This window comes from Pseudomonadota bacterium (assembly GCA_026388315.1).
GTDB lineage: Bacteria > Desulfobacterota > Syntrophorhabdia > Syntrophorhabdales > Syntrophorhabdaceae > MWEV01.
Map to the genome: position 1 here is coordinate 1 of JAPLKA010000007.1, position 2041 is coordinate 2041.

At 46.1% G+C, this 2041-nt stretch carries 1 protein-coding gene; it reads left to right on the forward strand.

Going from position 1 to position 2041, the window contains the following annotated elements:
• Nucleotides 1-646: 646 nt before the first annotated feature.
• Entirely contained in the window at nt 647-1582 is a 936-nt protein-coding gene (locus NTX75_00290; GenBank protein MCX5814668.1) for a ParB/RepB/Spo0J family partition protein, read from the forward strand.
• Nucleotides 1583-2041: the final 459 nt, after the last annotated feature.

A 2041-nucleotide genomic window follows, 5' to 3' on the forward strand; every position in this document is an offset into this window, starting at 1 on the left:
GCCGGAGAGAATGCCTGTTACCTGCTCCTGGCATTTATCTCACTGAAGATGGAGATGAACTGGAGAACAACGAAAATAGGGAAGGTACGTCCTAATTTGCCCCTCTATAAAAAATTTACACAATTATGTTGACAGTACCCACTGCGAAGCTTCCAACCGGTTTGATAGGGGCAACTCCACGTTACCCTCAGTTTCTTCTGGTAATCATTTATCCCTGAGCATCTTCAACAGTCAACACTTTGTTGTGAGTAATTACCGGCCTGTTGCCCAAAGAACTCTTTTCATAGTATCCCGGAAGAACTTTTCCCGAGTCGCGACTTCAAGCTTCCTTGAGCACCCTGCTGATAAGCTGAAATGTGCCTGCGGCCAGGCCGCGGTTAGGCCAATCTGATTTGTTCGAAGCCCAGCGGCAAGCTTGAAGATTGAGCGGAAGTGAGTCGTTGCATGGGTAAAGCGCGCGCAGCGGAGCAGCGAGGGTAAAGGTTCAACGGCGAAGCCGCAACAGTGTTCCGGCCATATCAAATGAGAAAAGTCGGGAAACTCCAAATTAAAAAACTTGACAGATTTACAATATTATTTACAATAAAGGGTGTAATTACTAAGCTATAAAGGCAATCAAAAACACTAAAAAAGGGGAGGAAACGATATGGCAACAAAGAAAACAGTTGAGAGTCCGGAATTTATGCACCTGCCTCTTGAAGACATTATAGTGGAAGAACAGATTCGCTCAAGCATCGATACGGAGAGTGAATCCTTCAAAGCCCTTATGGAATCGATTAAAGACAGGGGTATCTTAGAACCTGTCCTTGTGACACCGAAAGACGGCAAATACTTGCTCCTCTGCGGAGAACGCCGTTATCTTGCTGCCCAGAAGTTGGGGCTCACATCCATTCCCGTTCGAATCATCGATGCAGTAACTCAGAAGGATAAAATCCTTGCTTATCAACTGACGGAGAACCTTCAGAGAGAAGACTTCAATCCAATAGATCAGGCAAAGGGGATATTGGCATATATTCAAGCGAAACACCCCGATAAGGGATACGATCTGGATGGGGTTATGAGTGAATTGGTGAGTTATGATAGGAGACCCGAAGACCTTTCCAAGGAAATTGCCGACACAGTGTCGGCAATCGCTAAAATCTCTGCAAAGTCAACAAGGACGTTGCTTCGCACGCTTTCACTTTTAAAACTATCTCCTGAAATTCAGGTAGCAATCAGAGCAGGAAATCTCCCTGTTTCGCAGGGGTATATTTTTGCTGCCAACCTCGATTGTCCCGATCGTGACAAGATCTTTGAGGCCATCATGAAGATACCCGTTACTAATGCCACCCTGAATAATCTGCTCACTGCATACAAAAAAGCCAAACCGGACCCTGGCAAAACAAAGCCCCTACCTATGAAGAAGCAGATTGCCGGCTTACGATCCTTTGAATTACGCATTGAGATGGGCTTTGCAACATACACAAAGCCCGACCTTGTGACGCTTCTTGATGAACTGCATGTTTTCTGTGCTTTAGTGGAACTGCGGATACCGATTGCCCCTGAACCTGCTCCGGAGAAGAAAAAGCCACCACAGGTATGAAGAAACCCGTGAAGCGTTATGCGTAAAGCGTGGAAAAACGAGATACGAGGAACGAGATACAGTATTATTGTTAATAGTGAAAAGTGAAAGACAGCCGCAGGCCGAAGGAGCGGAGACCTATCCAAGGAAATTGCCGACACAGTGTCGGCAACTGCTCAAATAGTATTAAAGTCAATAATTACGATGTCTTGCACGTTATAGCTCTTAAAACTTCCCGAAAGGATTTGGATGGCAATTTCGGATTTGTCATGGAGACATAGGGACATCCTAAAAACTAAACCCAAATATGTCATCAGGAAGGTGTCGGGGTATCCCGGAGCAAACCGTCGAGAGGCGAGGAAGCTTGGTCTTTTGCGTATGCAAAAGTTCCGAAGCCGAACGCGAGCGATTGAAGCCGCCGGAGCGCAATGAGCGTGTTTGAGAGGGATGGTCCGACACCCATGATGATCCTAATGATAA

Coding starts and splice junctions, on each gene's coding strand:
- NTX75_00290 (MCX5814668.1), top strand. CDS start 647: ATGGCAACAAAGAAAACAGTTGAGAGTCCGGAATTTATGCACCTGCCT.